Source organism: Tangfeifania sp., assembly GCF_055108615.1.
Genome location: NZ_JBSQIC010000004.1, coordinates 78,621 through 96,141, shown reverse-complemented (window position 1 = coordinate 96,141; position 17,521 = coordinate 78,621). Strand labels below are relative to the sequence as shown.

The 17,521-nt window shown below is 43.3% G+C and carries 17 protein-coding genes and 1 pseudogene; 7 read left to right on the top strand and 11 right to left on the bottom strand.

Going from position 1 to position 17,521, the window contains the following annotated elements; genetic code table 11:
• Positions 1 to 269 precede the first annotated feature (269 nt).
• Together ACTCNA_RS01970 and ACTCNA_RS01965 are read left to right on the top strand one after the other, a co-directional pair.
• Positions 270 to 701: a hypothetical protein gene (locus tag ACTCNA_RS01970; protein WP_462946211.1), complete on the top strand. Its 432-nt coding sequence runs from the start codon at positions 270 to 272 to the stop codon at positions 699 to 701.
• Positions 702 to 848: 147 nt separating this feature from the next.
• A complete protein-coding gene (locus tag ACTCNA_RS01965) occupies positions 849 to 1,235 on the top strand; it encodes a hypothetical protein (protein WP_462946210.1) in 387 nt (128 codons plus the stop codon).
• A 118-nt stretch (positions 1,236 to 1,353) separates the two neighbouring features.
• On the opposite strand, the gene ACTCNA_RS01960 is transcribed toward ACTCNA_RS01965, so the two are convergent.
• The 4 genes from ACTCNA_RS01960 to ACTCNA_RS01945 all read right to left on the bottom strand — a co-directional run bounded on the left by ACTCNA_RS01960 (position 1,354) and on the right by ACTCNA_RS01945 (position 4,677).
• Positions 1,354 to 2,016 carry a rubrerythrin family protein gene (locus ACTCNA_RS01960; protein WP_462946209.1) on the bottom strand — a complete coding sequence of 221 codons (663 nt, stop codon included), beginning with the start codon at positions 2,014 to 2,016 and terminating at the stop codon, positions 1,354 to 1,356.
• 95 nt (positions 2,017 to 2,111) lie between these two features.
• Positions 2,112 to 3,488, bottom strand: a complete 1,377-nt coding sequence (locus tag ACTCNA_RS01955; protein WP_462946208.1) for a sensor histidine kinase — start codon at positions 3,486 to 3,488, stop codon at positions 2,112 to 2,114.
• A complete protein-coding gene (locus tag ACTCNA_RS01950; protein WP_462946207.1) occupies positions 3,485 to 4,162 on the bottom strand; it encodes a response regulator transcription factor in 678 nt (225 codons plus the stop codon). Before ACTCNA_RS01950 ends, ACTCNA_RS01955 begins: the two co-directional genes overlap by 4 nt.
• Before the next feature lie 44 nt (positions 4,163 to 4,206).
• A complete protein-coding gene (locus tag ACTCNA_RS01945) occupies positions 4,207 to 4,677 on the bottom strand; it encodes a DUF2231 domain-containing protein (RefSeq protein ID WP_462946206.1) in 471 nt (156 codons plus the stop codon).
• Positions 4,678 to 4,791: 114 nt separating this feature from the next.
• Between ACTCNA_RS01945 and ACTCNA_RS01940 the strand changes: the two are divergent.
• Both ACTCNA_RS01940 and ACTCNA_RS01935 read left to right on the top strand, forming a co-directional pair.
• Positions 4,792 to 4,947: pseudogene (locus ACTCNA_RS01940) on the top strand (DUF6515 family protein); the annotation flags it as partial.
• Positions 4,948 to 5,019: 72 nt separating this feature from the next.
• Positions 5,020 to 5,577: an HYR domain-containing protein gene (locus ACTCNA_RS01935; RefSeq protein WP_462946205.1), complete on the top strand. Its 558-nt coding sequence runs from the start codon at positions 5,020 to 5,022 to the stop codon at positions 5,575 to 5,577.
• Between the two features lie 267 nt (positions 5,578 to 5,844).
• Here ACTCNA_RS01935 and ACTCNA_RS01930 read toward each other — a convergent pair whose 3' ends face one another.
• Both ACTCNA_RS01930 and ACTCNA_RS01925 read right to left on the bottom strand, forming a co-directional pair.
• Positions 5,845 to 8,229 carry a S9 family peptidase gene (locus ACTCNA_RS01930; RefSeq protein WP_462946204.1) on the bottom strand — a complete coding sequence of 795 codons (2,385 nt, stop codon included), beginning with the start codon at positions 8,227 to 8,229 and terminating at the stop codon, positions 5,845 to 5,847.
• A 32-nt stretch (positions 8,230 to 8,261) separates the two neighbouring features.
• A complete protein-coding gene (locus ACTCNA_RS01925; RefSeq protein WP_462946203.1) occupies positions 8,262 to 9,083 on the bottom strand; it encodes an aldo/keto reductase in 822 nt (273 codons plus the stop codon).
• Between the two features lie 267 nt (positions 9,084 to 9,350).
• Here ACTCNA_RS01925 and ACTCNA_RS01920 point away from each other — a divergent pair, with 267 nt between their 5' ends.
• Both ACTCNA_RS01920 and ACTCNA_RS01915 read left to right on the top strand, forming a co-directional pair.
• Positions 9,351 to 10,601, top strand: a complete 1,251-nt coding sequence (locus tag ACTCNA_RS01920; RefSeq protein WP_462946202.1) for an aspartate kinase — start codon at positions 9,351 to 9,353, stop codon at positions 10,599 to 10,601.
• Positions 10,602 to 10,696: 95 nt separating this feature from the next.
• Positions 10,697 to 11,989: an efflux RND transporter periplasmic adaptor subunit gene (locus ACTCNA_RS01915; protein ID WP_462946201.1), complete on the top strand. Its 1,293-nt coding sequence runs from the start codon at positions 10,697 to 10,699 to the stop codon at positions 11,987 to 11,989.
• Between the two features lie 39 nt (positions 11,990 to 12,028).
• Here ACTCNA_RS01915 and ACTCNA_RS01910 read toward each other — a convergent pair whose 3' ends face one another.
• The gene (locus ACTCNA_RS01910; protein WP_462946200.1) at positions 12,029 to 12,211 is read right to left on the bottom strand and encodes a transglycosylase; all 183 of its coding nucleotides are present in this window, start codon (positions 12,209 to 12,211) and stop codon (positions 12,029 to 12,031) included.
• A gap of 153 nt (positions 12,212 to 12,364) precedes the next feature.
• Here ACTCNA_RS01910 and ACTCNA_RS01905 point away from each other — a divergent pair, with 153 nt between their 5' ends.
• Positions 12,365 to 12,895, top strand: a complete 531-nt coding sequence (locus ACTCNA_RS01905) for a DUF4091 domain-containing protein (RefSeq protein WP_462946199.1) — start codon at positions 12,365 to 12,367, stop codon at positions 12,893 to 12,895.
• A gap of 141 nt (positions 12,896 to 13,036) precedes the next feature.
• On the opposite strand, the gene ACTCNA_RS01900 is transcribed toward ACTCNA_RS01905, so the two are convergent.
• From ACTCNA_RS01900 to ACTCNA_RS01885, 4 genes are all read right to left on the bottom strand, one after another.
• Complete coding sequence (locus tag ACTCNA_RS01900) at positions 13,037 to 13,204, bottom strand: MFS transporter (RefSeq protein ID WP_462946218.1); 168 nt, start codon at positions 13,202 to 13,204, stop codon at positions 13,037 to 13,039.
• Positions 13,205 to 13,323: 119 nt separating this feature from the next.
• Positions 13,324 to 15,621, bottom strand: a complete 2,298-nt coding sequence (locus ACTCNA_RS01895) for a glycoside hydrolase family 95 protein (protein WP_462946198.1) — start codon at positions 15,619 to 15,621, stop codon at positions 13,324 to 13,326.
• Between the two features lie 119 nt (positions 15,622 to 15,740).
• Complete coding sequence (locus ACTCNA_RS01890) at positions 15,741 to 16,421, bottom strand: TonB-dependent receptor plug domain-containing protein (RefSeq protein ID WP_462946197.1); 681 nt, start codon at positions 16,419 to 16,421, stop codon at positions 15,741 to 15,743.
• 92 nt (positions 16,422 to 16,513) lie between these two features.
• Positions 16,514 to 17,458 carry a glycosyltransferase family 2 protein gene (locus tag ACTCNA_RS01885; RefSeq protein ID WP_462946196.1) on the bottom strand — a complete coding sequence of 315 codons (945 nt, stop codon included), beginning with the start codon at positions 17,456 to 17,458 and terminating at the stop codon, positions 16,514 to 16,516.
• Between the last annotated feature and the right edge of the window lie 63 nt (positions 17,459 to 17,521).

Below are 17,521 nucleotides of genomic sequence, written 5' to 3'. Positions count from 1 at the left end.
TATTTTTTTGATTTTGTAGCAACTAAAATATCAATCGTTAAGTTGCTGAAAAATAGCAGATTAAAAGAAAATAAAAAAATCACTTAATATGTTGTATTTTATTTTATATATTTGATAATAATCTCATAAACAGAAGATTAGTTTGAGTATAGTAACTAATATAGAATTTTTATAGCTCAATTATCTTTGTATCAATGCATTTGTGAAGTAAAACCTGTTGAAAAAACAAAAGTCCAATATCAAACTATTTTTAAAATTTTATGAAATGTATGAACATATTGTTATTTGCATTCCTATTATTGACAAGTTGCAGTAAAGATGACAACCCGGCACCGACCCATCCAGATACTTCTATGTATTTTCCTGCAAATTCAGGCACAGAATGGGAAACAACCTCTGTATCGGAATTAGGTTGGAATCAAAATGCAGTTCAGCCTCTAAAAGATTTTCTTGTCCAAAAGAATACAAAATCATTTATGATACCGGGTGAGCAAACCGTTTACTCTGGTTTTTTAGTTCCCAATGCACCAGCAGATATGTTCGCAGCAATGGGTGCAAAAGACCAGCGGATTTATGTTATACCAGGCAAAAAAATGGTCATCGTAAGAATGGGGAATGCCGCTGACCCATTCAACCCCAATTTTGCTGTTTCAGGATTTGACAATGAACTTTGGGCAAAAATCAATGCAGTGATAAACTAAAAAACAACGAAAAGCCAACAACCTGTTTTATTCATTTGTCATTGGTTGAACCGTCCGGTTGTTTGTTGAATTCATTCTGCCGTTCGATGAAGAAAATTTCTTTGGTAAGCCGGATTGAATTATTTTCAACCCATAAAAAACGTAGTTATGAGAAAAATGATTTTAACAGGTATTTTTGTTTCCTTTTTTTCGTTGGGAGCTTTTGCCCAGAATTTCAGGATGCAGCTTACACCCGAAGAACGCGCCCAACTGCAAACGGAATGGATGAAAGAAAACCTACAGTTAAACGATTCGCAACTGGTGAAAATTGAGGCCCTGAACCTGGAATATGCCCTGAAAATGGAAAAAGTAAAAAGTGTACAGGGAAGAATAAGCCAGCTGAAAGCGGCCAGAAAAACATCGGAAGAGAAAGACAAAAAGCTAAAAAAACTGCTGGATGAAGAACAGTTTGAGTTTTACCTCGACAAACGGAAAGAACTGCGAAAAAAAGCCATGGAAATGGCCAAAGAACGAAAGGAACAGGGTGGGACTTAGAACTGGATTTAAACTTAAACCTTTGATACTGCAATTTATTCAAAGCGGGATAAATAATACCAAACAAAAAATCCCGGAGGAATCCGGGATTTTTGCTTACGCTCAACATTCACAATTACTAAGAACCAAGCGAGTCTATTTTTATGAATTTTTCTGAACTGGTCATCGATATTCCACAACGACCCGGAGCCTTGGTGTCATAAGTATTTCCGCAGGTAGGGCAAACATAAAATACCGAAGGCAATGATTTCACATTATTTCCGTCCAGTGCTGCCAGTGCTTTTTCGTACAGTGGTTTATGTTTCTGTTCTGTTTTATAGGCATAATTCAGGCTCATAAGCGAAAACTGATTCCCGGCTTTATTGGCATTTACAATAAATTCAGGATACATGGTTGTAATTTCATAGGTTTCGCCTGCAATGGCATCCTTCAGATTTTCTTTTGTCGATTTCACTGTAAATTCAGGTGTGATCGACGGAACCTGTTGATCTCCTTCACGCAAAACAGCCCTGTGGTTATTTGCATGAACTTTTTCTGAAGTAGATGCCGCTTTAAACAGCAAAGCAATTTCATGATACCCTTCTTCTTCTGCCTTTTTACTGTAGGCCGCGTACTTGGCACTGGCGGTAGTTTCGCCTTTAAATGCCTCTCTCATGTTCTCGTAATTCAATGCGGTTTCATTTGCACTTTTACTTTCATTGTTTGATGAATTACTGACAAACGATTGTAGCAACATTACCGCAGCAATGGCTAACAAGATTGTAATAGATGTTCTTTTCATTTTGAATTGTTTTTTAAATTTAAATTTACGTTACAAAGATGCAGTGACACCTTTTTAAATTCCCTTAAACAATTCTTAAAATCTCCTTAATAAATTCAGGACGGGAAACGTAACGAAAAGGTGGTGCCCTTGCCCTCGATACTGGTAACCTTCAAAACAATATTTTGCAGACTGGCCAGTTTTTGCACAATAGACAGGCCCAAACCACTGCCTTTTACCACAGAACTCCTTGATTCGTCGGCCCTGTAAAAGCGGTTAAAAATATACGGGATATCTTTTTCGGCAATACCAATTCCATCATCTCTGACCGAAAAAGTTTGGGAAACGTTATCCCAGTTCAACCATACATTTCCACTATGAATTCCATATTTTATCGCATTATTTACCAAGTTGTCAAGCATTAGTTCGAGGAAGAATTTGTCGCAACGCACCATCGCTTCCTTGGGAACATTTGTATGAAAAGTAATGTTCTTGTAAACTGCATGTGTTTCCCATTTTTGCTGAACAGTTAAAACAACAGGTAAAAGATGTATTGACTCAACACGGGCCATTGTTTTCCCCGAATCGATGCGGGCCAGATGTAATAATTGCTCCAGCAATATGTCAAGCCGATCGACCATTTCAATGATTCCGGAAATTTTCTCCTCATAAATTTCAGGAGTGCGTTTTCGGCGTATGAGTACTTCCAATGTTCCGCGAATAGCCGAAAGCGGTGTCCGTATCTCGTGTGAAGCATCGCTGGTGAACTGTTTTTGCTGCGAAATGCTCTTCTCAATCCTCCCAAGCAAATCGTTAATGGTTTGGGTAAGTTCATAAAGTTCATCCTTATGGGAGGGCATTTCCAGCCGGTTCCCAATATTTGAATCGTCAATGGCCGATGCTGAAGAAATAAGCTGGTGTACCGGTTTTATTGCCCGGGAAGCTGCTATGGAAGAAGAAAAAAACTGAACCAGTAGCACTACCGGGAAAGCTATAATCAACACCCAAATTAAATTGCTTAAAACATTGTGTGATTCTTCACGGGAAACTGCAATGGTAAGCTCACCGATTGTTTTTCCATTTTCATTATTTATTGGAAATTGTCCAAGTCGTATTCTCTGGTTATTTATTTCACCGTTATAAAATGTATTCTCATTTTTTTGAGGACTTTCAAGCACCTGGTTTGCCGGTAAATTATTTGACCGGAAAATTAAGTTTCCACGGACATCCTTTACCTGCAGAAAGGTGGGATTTACCTCTACCTGGCTGTGTTCCGCTTCCTCCCACTCCGGCATTTTGTTAATTATAATGGAATCCTGAAGCCAGAAAAGATTACTTATTACTTCATCTTTTTCAGCCGATATATCTTCATCGAGATGACTGTAAGTCGTATTGTAAACCACAAAACAGATAACCAGAAACACCACAGCCGTGGTAAAAGCCACCGCAAGTGTATTAAAAAAAGCAATCCGGTTTTTAAATTTAAGCGTCATTCGTCTTCTTCCACTTTATAACCAACACCCCGGACGGTAGTAATTAACGATGGTTTTCCGGGTTCGTCGAGTTTTTTACGGAGTGCATTTATGTACACATCAATCACAGAAGTATCGTAGTCAAAATGAATATCCCACACTTTTTCAATTATTCCGGTACGCCGGCAAACTTTCCCTTTATTTCGTAGGAAATATTCAAGCAGGGCAAATTCCTTTTGTGTGAGTTCAACCGGTTCTCCATTCTTCAACACGGTATGTTTTTCAATATTCATTTCAATTCCGGCTGTCGAAAACAGCACAGGCTGGGTTTCATTCTTCCTCATGTGAACACGGATCCTCGCCAGCAATTCTTCAAACGAAAACGGCTTACGAATGTAATCATCAGCGCCGGTTTCCAGGCCAAAAACCACATCGTCAACCGTATCTTTTGCTGTTAAAAATATTACCGGCACCACTTTATTTTGCTTTCGGATATTACGGCAAATTTCTATTCCGCTAAGTCCCGGCAGCATCCAATCGAGTAAAATAACATCGTATTCCGGAAGATAATCGAGGGCAAGTTGCAACCCGCGCTTTCCATTGTCTGCCACATCTACGGCATAACCTTCTTCTTCCAACCCGTCACGGACAAAATTGGCAATGGATGCTTCATCTTCTACTATTAATATTCGCATGGCAAAATTTTCAGTTGACCTTTCTTCAAAGATACGGAAAGCATCTAATCTTCGTCTGAAATATTGCCAAAATCGGGAAGGGCCAATTGCACCCCGGCTGCGTGTTTATAAACGAGTTGTCCGCCAAGGTAACCTGTTATAGCTACCGAACCTGCCAGAGCCGTAAAAAGGATAATAAAAACCCAGGTAATCCAACGCCGGTTGTATTTAAAAAACAAAATGGTTCCCCGAAGCAGGGCTGTAACAATGGCCAGCCAAAGCGTTACCGTTGCTGCCTTGGCATGTAGTTCAAGCGGATTCTTCAACGGGCCTTCCTCAATGCCTTCTCCGGCCATTTCACCACTAATATAAGCCGCAATAGCGCCAAGCGCCCCTAAAAGCAAAAGAAAAACTGCTGCATTTTTGAAGAACTCCTTTTTTGTGATCAATCCCAAAATTTCAGAAAAGAAACCTGCCAATAACAAGGCAATCGGGAAATGAATAATCATGGCATGAAAATGTGTTGCTGAAATCATAATATCTATTTTTCAGCAAATTTATATTCAGCATGATTTAAAAGAGATTAAGGAAGTCTTAAGATTAACTTAAAATGTTTCCTGCAAATTTTCCGAACCTGATATGCCGTTGCTGACCCGCCCGTTGGTGCGGTTGTAAGCCAACTGCCATCCGATGCCGCCGAAATAGAAATCGACGGTAAGCCTTTCATGGAATACAACGATATCATTTACAAGCAGGTAACTATTGAAAAACCGGGATACGAAGTGGTGGGGAAACTTGATGAATGAGAAACAACTATTTCTTCTAAAACTATTTAGAGTCTTTCAACATTTGGATGTTCTGATTTAGGAGAAAACGAAGTGATTGTTACCTTATTGGGTATAAATGAAAATTCGATTCAGGATACGGCTACTGTTACTGTTTTAGATACTATCGCTCCTGTTGCAGATGTAGAAACGCTTGCAGATATCACCGCTGAATGTGAGGTTACTGAACTGACCACGCCCACCGCCACCGACAATTGTTCAGGAACAGTAAGCGGGGAGCATGATGCGGAGCTACCTATCACCACGGTGGGCACGACAACGGTAACGTGGACGTATGATGATGGCCATGGCAACATATCTAAGCAAACACAAAATATTGTGATTGCAGAAGATGATACCAGTCCGGAAATTACTTGTGTTGAAAATGTTTCATTCAATCTGAAATCGGGTGAAGAATATTACCTGGTTGAAGGCGATGAGTTAGATCCGGTATTTGATGATAATTGCACCATTGCAGGTATTGAAAACGATTTTAATTATTCTGGTACATTAGAGGGAGCACAAGTATCGGTAGGAGATACCATTATTACCTGGACAGCGACAGATGTAGCCGGTAATATCTCGACCTGTAGTTTTACAAAGGATATATAAGTCAATACTGGAGATGCCGGAACAGCAAAAGAGCGGAAAACTCTCCGGAAGAAGAATAAAAAATGCAGAAACTATTGATACGCCTGCCTTTCCGGTGGGCGTTTTGTTTTTTCTTCTTGAAAACTGCTACTCAAATGCCCAGAACTCCTAACAGGAAGGGTAAAACCTCAACTCAAAAGGCCAAAATGTGCTACTCAAACGGGGAGAAATTATTACTCAGTTACGTTACAATACCAAAAGGACTTCTGAAACCGCCTTCCCATTTGATCACTCCCTCAAATTCTCTTCAAACAGCTTGTAAATCCGTTTGTACTCGTCGGTCCAGCTGCTGGGTTCGCGGAAACCGTGGGGTTCCACAGGGTAAACCGCCAGCTCCCAGTTTTCCTTGTCCAGTTCGATGAGGCGTTGCGAGAGCCGCACAATGTCCTGGAACTGCACGTTGTCGTCCACCATGCCGTGGCACATAAGCAGCGCGCCCTGCAGTCCTTCGGCAAAGTAGATGGGCGAGCTGCGCGCATACGCGATACTGTCTTCCACCGGCGTATTCAGGATGTTGGAAGTGTAGCCGTGGTTGTAGTGCGCCCAGTCGGTAACCGACCGTAGCGCAGCGCCGGCGGCAAATACATCGGGTTCAGTAAACAGGGCCATCAGTGTAATAAACCCGCCGTACGAACCACCGTAAATGCCAATTTTGTCGGGTGAAACATTGTATTTTTCCACCAGTATTTTAGCGCCGTCCACCTGGTCAGAAAGGTCTTTCCCACCCATGTGGCGGTAGATTCCGGTGCGCCAGTCGCGGCCATAGCCTGCACTTCCGCGGTAGTCGATGTCGAGCACGGTGTAGCTGTTATCCACTAGTAGGTTGTGAAACATGTACTCCCTGAAATAGCTGCTCCACCACTTATGGGCATTTTGCAGGTAGCCGGCACCGTGCACAAATATTACTGCCGGTCCGTTGTTTTGCGGATTTTCGGGACGGTATAACCGGGCGTGAACATCTGCGCCGTCTTCCGCTTCAAAAGTGATATATTCAGGAACGCGCCAGTCGTAGTTTTCAAATCCCTCGGTGGTGGAGTGGGTGATTCGCTTTGCTCCGGCACCGGCCTTGTTTTTTTGCAGGTACAGCTCCCACGGCTGGTTGGCGTAGGAATAGCGAATGGCCAGCATCTTCTCATCGGGCGAGAGCGAGACTTCGTTGTTTCCTTCCATCGATGTAATTTGTGTCATTTCGCCACCTTCCACTGGCATCCGGTAAAAATGTTTCACACCTGGATGCACCTTGTTGGCCGTGAAGTAGAAATGTTTTTTATTTTTTGAAATGAAAGCATTCGAAACCTCAAACTCTCCGGATGTGAGTGCCTTTTTCTCTTTGGTTTCAATGTTCACAACGTACAAGTGCGAATAGCCCGATTCTTCCGAATGAAACCAAACTGACTGGCCATCGGGCATCCAGCCAATTTCACCAGGTGAAATACTATACCCACCGATTCCGGGGCCGGCAATCCAAGCTTCATCACGCTGACGGTCGAGGAGTTCCATTTCTCCGTTTCCCGGGTCAAGGAGCATAATCCAGCGGTCTTTGTTATCGAGCGACATCGCAACCACGGCAGCCAAATCTTCTGTTTCGTTCCAAACGGGCCCGAGCAGGTTAAACTCCCTTTCTTTTATTTCCGAACTGTCTTTTGGCATTCTGTCGGGATAATCCGAAATATAATCGGGCAGATCTTTCAGCCCGGGAATGGCTGAGGTTTCAATTTCGATGGTTTTGTTGCGCTTCACATCAAAAATGCCCATTTCAGTTTTCGTTTCGGGGCTGCCCACTTTGGGGCGTGCATTGTCTTCTTCGGTGTAGCCCGATTCGGTTATCCATTGCGTTACGGAAGTGTTTTTTGTGCCTTCCGGACTTTTGTAGGCAGTGTAAACCACAAAATTTCCGGTGGGTGACAATGAGGCACCGGATAACCTGTTTTTGCCCAGGTAAATCTTTTCCGGTTGCCGGGGCTGCTCTGCCTCCCGGCGGTTTTCGCGGGCTTCCTGCATCGCTTTTCGTTTTTTCAAAACATCGAAAAGCTCCATCTGCTGGTTTCCCAGCCAGGCGGCCTGGCCTTGGCTTTCCCGTTCAGGTTTATCTTTGTCCTGTACAAAATTGGTTACCTGCCTTATGGCTCCTGTTTCAAGGTTCAGTAAAAACAGGTTGTTGTTTTTCATAAACGAAATATGTGATTCGTTGAGCGCGAACTGCGGCGATGATGCACGTTCCAGCCAGTTGGTCAGCTGGCGTTGGGTCTCTTTTTTTACATCGTACAAAAACAGGTTCCCGTTGCGGGTGTAAACTTTTTTTGTTTTATCATCGTTGTAGCTTCCCCTTCTTTCCGGTAGCTTTTTCTTTTCTTCCACGGAAACTTTTTCAATTTTTTCATCTTTCAGTGAATAGCGGTAGAGCGACGAAAGTGTGTCCTGCTCCGGGTTCCAGTCGAAATAGATATTTTCGCCCTGTTCGCCCCAGTAAATATTTTCGGGTAAACTGCCCACCCATTTGTCCGGCTCCTGCATGATTTGCCCGATGGTGAGCGGACTTTGGTTGTTTTTCTGAATTTGTGCGAAAAGGGCAAGGGGGATAAACAGTAAATTCAGGAACAGTAAGTTCTTCATTTGTAGTCGATTTGGTTTTTTGCTATTCAATTTTAAAACGAAACATTGTTTGGGTCGGGGCCGATACGGTTGTGTTTGTCGAGCCGGTCGATTTTGGCCATGTCCTCGTCGCTGATTTCAAAATCGAAGATGTCTGCATTGGCCGCGATTCGTTCCGGGTTGGCCGATTTCGGAATGGTAACCACGCCTTTTTGTATTTCCCAGCGCAACGTTACCTGCACCGGGTTTTTTCCATACTTGGCGGCCAGTGCCTGCAACACCGGCAGGTCGTTCACTTTTCCTTTAATGATAGGACTCCACGCTTCGAGCCGGATATTTTTTGAATTGCAGTAATCGAGCAACTCCTGCTGCGCCAGTTCCGGGTGAAATTCCACCTGGTTCACGGCCGGCGGCACTTTGCAGCCGGGTAGAAATTCTTCGAGATGCGGAATCAGGAAATTGCTGACACCAATGGCCTTGATTTTTCCTTTTTCATACAACTCTTCCATGGCTTTCCATGTTTCGGCCGATTTGCTCATGGGCCAGTGGATGAGGTACAAATCGAGGTAATTGGTTTGCAGTTTATCAAGGCTTTCCTCAAAAGCTTTAAGCGTTGAGCGGTAGCCCTGGTCGCTGTTCCACACTTTTGAGGTGATAAAAATATCTTCCCGCCCAATGCTGCTCTCCTTCACGGCTGTTCCCACGCCGCGTTCGTTTCCGTAAAGCGCAGCCGTATCGATGCTGCGGTAACCAATGTCCAGTGCCGATTTTACCGCATTTTCAACTTCGCCGCCTTCGCTGGCCTGAAATACGCCCAGCCCCAGCCACGGCATCTCCACGCCGTTATTCAGTTTTACTTTTGAACTAATATTCATTTTTATTCTTTTTTTATTGCGAGCATCTAACCCGGATTATTCACAAATAATCCCTATCTCCGATAGCGACTAAGATTCAATAAAACTTTTTATAAAAAGTTCAACTTCATCTAAGTCGGGATTAACCTGAACTTTATTCATATTTCCAAAATTTATGAATAGTTCAGGCTAAAATAATCAAAATTTGGAAAGCACCAGTTTTGGTTTATCTGTGATGAGCAAGTGAATTATTTCTTTAGTTTTGCTGAAAATTGAAAAAACAGGACAATGAATGTTTTTAAATTTGGCGGGGCATCGGTGAAAGATGCTGATGCTGTGCGCAACCTGGCAAAAATTCTTAACGCTTACGATAACAACCTGGTGGTAGTGATTTCGGCAATGGGCAAAACCACCGACTTGCTCGAAACGCTGGTGAGGGCCTATTTTGAAGAAAAAGACCGGAAGTGGGATATTTTCGGGCAGTTTAAAAGTTACCACACCGAAATTTGTCACCAGCTTTTTGGTGAAGGAATAACACCGGAGCCTGTGCTGAACCATTTTGATGAGCTGGAAGAAAAACTGGATAAATCTCCGTCGCTCGACTACAATTTTGAATACGACCAGATTATCTGTTTCGGAGAACTGGTGTCAACTCAAATTGTAAGCGAATACCTGAATGTTGTTGGAAAACCCAGTCAGTGGGTGGATGTACGAACCTGCATCCGTACCGACGATTTGCACCGCGATGCCAACATCGACTGGGAGCTTACGGGAGAATTATGCAAACAGGTTTTCACTTTCAACGGGAAAAACCTTTACATTACACAGGGATTTATCGGCTCCACTCCTGCCAACCTCACCACAACACTTGGTCGTGAGGGCTCCGATTTTACAGCTGCAATTATCGGGAATGTGCTGAATGCCGAAAGTGTTTCCTTTTGGAAAGATGTTCCGGGAGTGCTGAGCGCCGATCCGAAAAAAATGGAAAACACCACCAAGATTGATGCCCTCTCGTATCGCGAAGCTGTAGAGATGACCCACTCCGGTGCTAAAATTATCCATCCCAAAACCATGAAACCGCTTCATAACAAGGGGATACCGCTCTATGTGAAGTCATTCCTGTCGCCCGACAATCCGGGAACTGTAATTCAGGCCATTGACCATAAAATTGAATTGCCGCCCATTTTTATTATTCGTGAAAACCTGGTGCTCATCACCCTTTCGCCTAAAGACTTTTCGTTTATCAGCATTGAGGATATAAACCGGGTGGTGAATTTTCTGATTGAAAACCGGGTGAAAGTAACGCTGATGCAGCAGTCGGCCATTGACCTGAACCTTGTGCTCGATGCCGGTGAAGCCGACTGGAACTGGCTGCTGGAGGAACTGGAACCGTTCTATTCCATTCGGTATAATACCGGGTTAACACTCATCACTATCCGGCACTACACCGAAGAAACACTCGACTGGATGGTGAAAGAAAAAGATATTTACCTGGAACAACACAGCAGGCTGACGGCCCGGATGTTGGTGAAATCGTAAGAATTCAGGAATAACGGAAAATAATCGCCCAGGTTATTCATTTTGTTGTAATTTTGATCAGGTACAATCGACCTATGGAATAAAACTTCGGCAAAATGAAAAAGAAAAAATTATTGCCTTTCGCAATAGGGCTACTGGTTATTGTTATTGTATTTTTGGTTATTGGGAAAAAACAGGGATGGTTTGGTGAGGATTTCACCATCAGCGTGGCTGTTGAAAAAGTGGAAAGCAAAACTATTACTGAGTTTATTACGGCCAATGGGAAAATTCAACCCGAAACCGAAGTAAAAATAAGTCCCGATGTTTCCGGCGAAATTATTGAATTATATGTGGAAGAAGGCGACGAAGTGGAGGCAGGTGACCCGCTTTGTGTCATAAAACCCGACATGTACATTTCTGCACTTAACCGTGCCGAAGCAGCCATGAACTCATCGAAGGCGCGGCTGGCACAAGCCGAAGCACAGTTGATAGAGCGGGAATTGTCGTTTAAACGTGCTAAACAGCTTTTTGATTCGGGAACCATTCCTGTTTCAGAATACGAATCGGCCGAATCAGCTTACAAAGTGGCACAAGCCGAAGTGCGTGCGGCCGAGTTTTCAGTAAAGAGTGCCGATGCTTCTGTTGAAGAAGCGCAGGAACAACTCACGAAAACCCGGATTTTTGCCCCTATTTCAGGAACAATTTCGGCACTAAACGTTGAAAAAGGCGAACGCGTGGTGGGAACCAGTATGATGACAGGTACGGAAATGATGGTGGTTGCTGACCTGGAACGCATGGAAGTACTTGCCGAAGTGAATGAAAATGATATTGTTAGGGTAAGTTTAAACGATACGGCACTTGTTGAAGTGGATGCTTACCTCAGCCGTGATTTCAAAGGGGTTGTAACCGAAATTGCAAATTCAGCAAGCATTTCAGGTGCAGCTACCGACCAGGTTACCAATTTTGACGTGAAGGTTTTCCTGCTTCCCGGGTCGTATGTCGATTTGATTGATTCCACTGCTTCGAATATTTACCCGTTTCGTCCGGGAATGTCGGCTACCATCGATATTCTGACTGAAACCCGCGACAATGTTATTTCAGTGCCCATTTCAGCAGTAACAACACGCGTTAAAGATGAGGCAAAAAGTAATGCACAAAATAACCCGGATGAAACTGCAACCCCAACTCCGGATGAAAAATTGGAAGTGGTTTTTGTGTACCAGAATGGAATTGTACGGCAAAAAGTAGTGAAAACCGGCATTCAGGATAATACCAGCATTGAAATCCTCGAAGGGCTGTCAGAAGGCGATGAGGTGGTGGTGGCACCGTATAATGCAGTCAGCAAAACACTAAATGACAGTACTTCAGTGAAGGTAGTCAGTGAAGAGGAGTTGTTTGGAGGGGAATAGATTTCAGATTTCTCCGGGAAAATATTTGGGGTGGACAGGTCAGTGTTTTTTGCCCATTATTGCCAGAATAATGCCTACAACTAAAACTATCCCGCTAAAAATTACCGGGATCCAGTTGGCTTCGCTCACTGCAACATCAACTCCCAGCACGTTAAAGCTTTCTGATGCCTGCATGGCTTCGTATCCGAAATATAAAACACCAATAAGACCGACAACAAGCAATCCGATTCCAACTTTTTTTCAACAACCAGGCTTTTGAATATTGTTTCATAGATGAATTCGTTGGACGCTGCAATGTATGTAAAAATACTTTTCATGGGGATTAAATGAAATAAATCCTGAAAAGTTTTCAGTTTAAATACTTCGGTTGGCGGTATGAAATCTCCAAGGATTCCGGTGCTACTTCACTTACATGGCACATCCGGTAGCTGGCGGATTGAAGCGAAACAGAAACTCGAACAACCATTTCTTCCCCAATGCTTTATGATCGCGCGTTGTGTGGTCGTGCTTTATTTATCAATCAATTTATTTGGGTTTTGCCTGTTATCAAATACAGGAGTTACCGGGTTCGAGTACTGGAGCCCGAATCACTGGGGCAGTAATGATTCACCTCCTCAACTGCGGGGCGGCTGGGTACCCAACACCTTTCTCAAGTACAACGGAGACGGGTACCTGACATATCCCAGCGGTGACAAGCGTCCGCTGTCTTCTCTTCGCCTTGCCAACCTGCGCGATGGTTTTGAAGACTATGAATACCTTTACCTGCTGGATGAATTGGAGCAAGATAACGATCTGGCAAAGCAGGTGGTTACAGGACCAATGAAATATTCTTCAGATCCGGAAGTACTTTATAAAACCCGGGCACTGATTGCCAAAAGAATTGAACAGTTGAAAGGCAACAATTAAACACAGGATTCAGAATTTATTTAACCGTTACGATCGCAAGGAGTTTCGCAGGAAGCGCAAAGAATTTCTTCGCGTACATTGCGCCATCCTTTGCGATCATTGCGGTAATCCGGCGGATGACACGGATGAACACAAATGATTTTAACGGCTCGCTGAACTTTTAATGAATCTCTTTTCAATTTGTTCCAGGCTTTTCCCTTTTGTTTCCGGAACAAATTTCCAGAAAAATAATGTTGCAATAAAACAAATTGCGGCAAAAGTAAAACCTTCAAGGTTTGCGAAACCCTGAAGGTTTACACAAAAACAAATATCATAAGGCTGCTTGCATAAATCCTGAAAAAATCCTGCTGTAAAACATTCATTTTCAGGGTTGCCTTTTGCAATCTTTTGGAATGTATATTCAGAAACAGGATTCCAATTTTAGCAGCTCATAAAACAATTTGTTCGCCTTTGCTTATTTCCGGTGTGGCAACCAAATCACCATACATTACTTTGCAATCGTTCCCAAGCAACGACTTAATTTTTAATTCAGTTAGTTCACCATTATCCCAGGAAATATCCACCTCAAAACCGCCGCGGGCACGCAGGCCTTTAACACTTCCGCTTTTCCATTCGGGTGGCAGGGCAGGCAATATTTGCAGCACGTTATTGTGACTTTGCAAAAGCATTTCGGCGATGCCGGCAGTGGCACCAAAATTACCGTCGATTTGAAACGGCGGGTGATTATCAAATAAATTCGGATGGGTTGATTTGGCCAAAATGGCATCAATATTTTCGTGAGCTTTTTTCCCGTCCTTTAAGCGGGCAAAAAAATTGATAATCCATGCCCGGCTCCAGCCGGTATGTCCACCGCCGTGTTTGAGCCGTTCCTCAATCGATTTTCGGGATGCTTCCAGCCATTTCGGATCATCCGGATTGGTAAACTCTTCGCCCGGGTACAATGCATACAAATGCGACATGTGCCGGTGCCCGGGTTCCGCTTCCGGCAATTCCTCCGACCATTCCAGAATCCTTCCGTCTGACCCGATTTGCGAAGGTGTTAATTTTTGGAGCATCGTACGCAACGTATCGGCAAATTCGGCATCCACTCCCAGAATTTCAGATGATTTGATACAATTATTGAACAATTCCCTGATTATCTGATGATCCATTGCAGGCCCCATGCAAACAGCAGCAACTTCGCCACTTGGTGCAATAAACTTATTTTCAGGTGACATACTTGGCCCGGAAACCAGCAGTCCTGTTTCTGGATTTTCTACCAGGAAATCGACAAAAAACAGGGCAGCATCTTTCAATACCGGGTAGGCTTTTTCCTCAAGAAACTGTTTATCGCCTGTAAAATCGTAATGTTCCCAAAAATGATCGGAACACCATGCTGCCCCCATGGGCCACATGCCCCAACCGGTTAATCCAATGGGGTCGGTAAATTTCCACAAGTCAGTGGTGTGATGAGCCACAAATCCACGGGCACCGTATGTTTCACGTGCCGTAATATTGCCACGCTCGCGCAAGTCGTCAACAAATTCAAAAAATGGCTGCTGGCACTCGGCAAGATTGGTCACCAAAGCAGGCCAGTAATTCATTTGAATATTGATGTTGATGTGATAATCGGCATTCCAGGGTGGCGACAATGAGGGATCCCAAATTCCCTGCAGGTTTGCAGGCAGGTTTCCTGGCCGCGAAGAGCTGATTAACAAATATCTTCCAAACTGAAAATACAACTCGGTAAGATGTGCATCGCTTATTCCTTCTTTTACCCGGTTAAGCCGTTCGGTAGTTGGCAAATTGAGTGTATCAGGTTCGTTGAGCTCCAAACTTACACGTTTGAAATACCCCTGGTATTCTTCAATATGATTCGATTTCAGTTCATTAAAGGTAAAGTTTACGGCACTATTAATATCAGCGGAAGAAGTTTCAACTTCATTGGCTCCCCAATGGTTGGTGCGGCCTGAAATGCGGATGACTGCCTCATCGGCATTTGATACCGAAAGTGTATCGCCTGACGAATTTACTTCGCCGTTTTTGGCATCTACAGCAACAACCGATGCAAAACGTGTTCCCCTTCCTTCGTATTCGGCAAACCCTGTCATAACTATCCGCCCCCCATCAACAGACACTTTTTCGGCCTCTCCGGGACGGTCCATCCGGGCTGAAAAATTGAGTTTTCCATTTTCTGAGGCCGAAAGTTTTACCACAATAACCTCATCGGGTGCAGAGGCAAATACTTCGCGTGAATAGGTTACACCATCAGCTTTGAACTCTGTTTTGGCAACCGCGGTATTTAAATCAAGCGAACGTTTATAGTTGGAAACATTCTCCAATCCTTCAAACTCAATAAAAAGATCGCCAAGTGTTTGGTAAGTATGTTTCCCGCCGTCGATGCGTTTGCCCATAATTTTTTCCTGGGCCAGTCGGTCGCCTTTGACATACTCGCCATCAAAAAGCAACTGACGTATTTCATCGAGGTATTTCAGTGCTTCGGGATTTGCCCTTTCAATGGGGCCTCCCGTCCAAACCGACTCTTCATTTAATTGAATCCTTTCAACTTCAACACCTCCAAAAACCATGGCCCCCAAACGCCCGTTTCCAAGCGGTAAGGCTTCAACCCATTGTTCGGCGGGTTCGTTATACCATAATTTTAATTCCCTGTTTTCAGTATCGGGTGCATTACTGCAACTTTGAAAAATTAGCAGAAGGGAGATGATAGCAAAATAAATTCTGGTCATTTCAGCCCGGTTTAAATTTACGGGGTTGAAAATAGAAATTTATTCCCGGTGAAAAAAGTACCCGGTAAAAATTACCATAAAAACATATTTTGGGCGAAGTTGTGACTGAAAATTTTCAATTAGTCATTACCCCTGCGGGTTTCAATAATAACCACACCGTTACCGCCACGCGAACCGTAAATGGCCGCACTGCCATCTTTAATCACGTTAATGCTTTTTACCTGAACGGGCGGTATCGAATTCAGCACACTTCCATCGACAGGAACGCCATCGACAACAATTAGGGCTGCGCTGCTGCTGTTTATTGAATTAATTCCGCGAATAATAATTTCGCCATTGGTGACTTGCACACCTGCAAAACGACCTTTAATTAAATCGTAGATGTTGCTGTACTGACTGAAATCAGCGTCTTCATTATTCATGCTCGAAAGGGCATTCAGCTTATCACGATCGGAAACGGTAGCATAACCTATTGCATATTCCCTGTTTTTGGAGCCCGGTTTCATTTTAAGGTTAACCGCAGCGTATTTTGTTTTTTCTTCAATTTTAGCTTTTTCATTGTAAAACCCTTGTGCTTTAAATTTCAGTTTGTCACCCGGTTCACTCATAATTTGGAAACGCCCAAGTGAATCGGAGTAAACTGTTTCTTTAGTACTTCTGTTTTGGATTTCAGCATCAACCAATGGGATACTGTCGAAAGTTGTAACTATTCCGTTTATGAGTCGCTCCTGTGCCTGTGTTAAGGATGTAACCAAAAGCATTGAAACCACAAGTAGTATAATGTTAATTTTTGTTGACATAATTCTCTCCTTTCATTATTGATTTACAACCTAATAAAGGTACAATTTTTATACCACAGCTAACATTTTAGACCCAATAAATTCAAAATCGTTTAATGGCGGCTTGTAGATGAAATATTTTTTATCCGGTAAGGTTTTTTTTGCTGCGACTCATAGTAAGTCCGCATTTGTAATTCTGCAATTATGCCAATGGTAATGAACTGAATACCTCCCATCACAAGCAATATGCCCAGCAGAAGCAGTGGTTTTCCCCAGATATCATTCCCCAGTATTTTTAAAATCAGCAGGTAAAAATTAATCAGCGCTCCAATGCCAAGTGTAACAAACCCAAGACCGCCGAAAAGATGCATGGGCCGCTGCAGGTACTTTTTAAAAAACAACATGAGAATCAAGTCACTCAGCACTTTCGATGTGCGGTTAAGGTTGTATTTTGAAGTTCCAAATTTGCGCGGCCGGTGATTTACATCTGTCTGTGTAATCCGGGCAGCACCTTCCTGGGTAATTAAAACCGGTATGAACCTGTGCAATTCGCCATAAATGGTAATGCTTTTTATGGTTTCGCGGGTGAATATTTTAAGTGTACATCCCAAATCTTTCATTTTTGTGCCCGTCGATTTCCGGATCATGTAATTGGCAATTTTTGAGGGCACTTTTCGCAGGAACATTCCGTCCTTGCGGTTTGCCCGAACGCCTGCAACCATGTCCCAGCCTTCTTCCTCCATCATACCCAGCATGCGGGGAATATCAGCCGGGTCGTTTTGCAAATCACCATCAATTAATGCAATGTACTCAGCATCGGCGTGATCGATTCCGGCCTGCAATGCAGAACTCTGCCCGTAGTTTCGTTTCAATTCAATCAGAATAAACCGTTCGTCGTTAATTTTACGAACCTCGTCACAGGTTTTGTCCGATGAACCATCGTCCACAAAAACAGCTTCATAATCAATCCCGTCGAGGGCATTTTGTATTTGTTCCGAAAGGGGTTTTATATTGGATTCTTCGTTATAGACGCAGATAACCAGCGAGAGTTTCTTCATTTTTCTATGATTTCCTAATGCGGCGCATTTTCATTTTATTCGACAAATGTAAACATTTCCGGC

Coding starts and splice junctions, on each gene's coding strand:
- ACTCNA_RS01905 (WP_462946199.1), top strand. CDS start 12,365: ATGAAATCTCCAAGGATTCCGGTGCTACTTCACTTACATGGCACATCC.
- ACTCNA_RS01890 (WP_462946197.1), bottom strand. CDS start 16,421: ATGTCAACAAAAATTAACATTATACTACTTGTGGTTTCAATGCTTTTG.
- ACTCNA_RS01945 (WP_462946206.1), bottom strand. CDS start 4,677: ATGATTTCAGCAACACATTTTCATGCCATGATTATTCATTTCCCGATT.
- ACTCNA_RS01925 (WP_462946203.1), bottom strand. CDS start 9,083: ATGAATATTAGTTCAAAAGTAAAACTGAATAACGGCGTGGAGATGCCG.
- ACTCNA_RS01960 (WP_462946209.1), bottom strand. CDS start 2,016: ATGAAAAGAACATCTATTACAATCTTGTTAGCCATTGCTGCGGTAATG.
- ACTCNA_RS01895 (WP_462946198.1), bottom strand. CDS start 15,621: ATGACCAGAATTTATTTTGCTATCATCTCCCTTCTGCTAATTTTTCAA.
- ACTCNA_RS01965 (WP_462946210.1), top strand. CDS start 849: ATGAGAAAAATGATTTTAACAGGTATTTTTGTTTCCTTTTTTTCGTTG.
- ACTCNA_RS01950 (WP_462946207.1), bottom strand. CDS start 4,162: ATGCGAATATTAATAGTAGAAGATGAAGCATCCATTGCCAATTTTGTC.
- ACTCNA_RS01955 (WP_462946208.1), bottom strand. CDS start 3,488: ATGACGCTTAAATTTAAAAACCGGATTGCTTTTTTTAATACACTTGCG.
- ACTCNA_RS01970 (WP_462946211.1), top strand. CDS start 270: ATGAACATATTGTTATTTGCATTCCTATTATTGACAAGTTGCAGTAAA.
- ACTCNA_RS01930 (WP_462946204.1), bottom strand. CDS start 8,229: ATGAAGAACTTACTGTTCCTGAATTTACTGTTTATCCCCCTTGCCCTT.
- ACTCNA_RS01915 (WP_462946201.1), top strand. CDS start 10,697: ATGAAAAAGAAAAAATTATTGCCTTTCGCAATAGGGCTACTGGTTATT.
- ACTCNA_RS01920 (WP_462946202.1), top strand. CDS start 9,351: ATGAATGTTTTTAAATTTGGCGGGGCATCGGTGAAAGATGCTGATGCT.
- ACTCNA_RS01885 (WP_462946196.1), bottom strand. CDS start 17,458: ATGAAGAAACTCTCGCTGGTTATCTGCGTCTATAACGAAGAATCCAAT.